This window comes from Oleiphilus sp. HI0079, assembly GCF_001635105.1.
Genome location: NZ_LWFT01000371.1, coordinates 1 through 414 on the forward strand (window position 1 = coordinate 1; position 414 = coordinate 414).

A 414-nucleotide genomic window follows, 5' to 3' on the forward strand; every position below is an offset into this window, starting at 1 on the left:
ACTTATCAATACTGCCTTTAACGCAATTTTGACACGCTGACGAAACCCTCTATCACCAACAAGCGCATTGAAGATCAACGCAGTTCCAATAGGGTCAATAATCACCAACATCGCTGTCATAGCATTCAAAAACACTAGACTATCCAATAGTCCCTTCCTCTTAAACGAAAAAACCCGCTTCAAACAAGCGGGTTTTTAACAGTAGTATGATTTCCAACTAGTGCGCAGAAATAACCCAGCGAGTATCAGACTCTATATCAGTCCAATACAACTCACCAATGGACTTATTCGTATCACCGAATGATAGATGTTTAATGTCCATATCGCCTTTAAAGCGCGTATTGATCGCTATGCCATCGACAAAATCTACGGTGCCATCTGATCTCATTTTTGGTACAACGTTTCTTACTGCAT

The 414-nt window shown here is 40.6% G+C and carries 1 protein-coding gene; it reads right to left on the reverse strand.

Annotated elements, in window-relative coordinates:
• Positions 1-217 precede the first annotated feature (217 nt).
• On the reverse strand, positions 218-414 hold a 197-nt coding region (locus A3750_RS25270), incomplete at its 5' end, for a hypothetical protein (protein WP_231871719.1).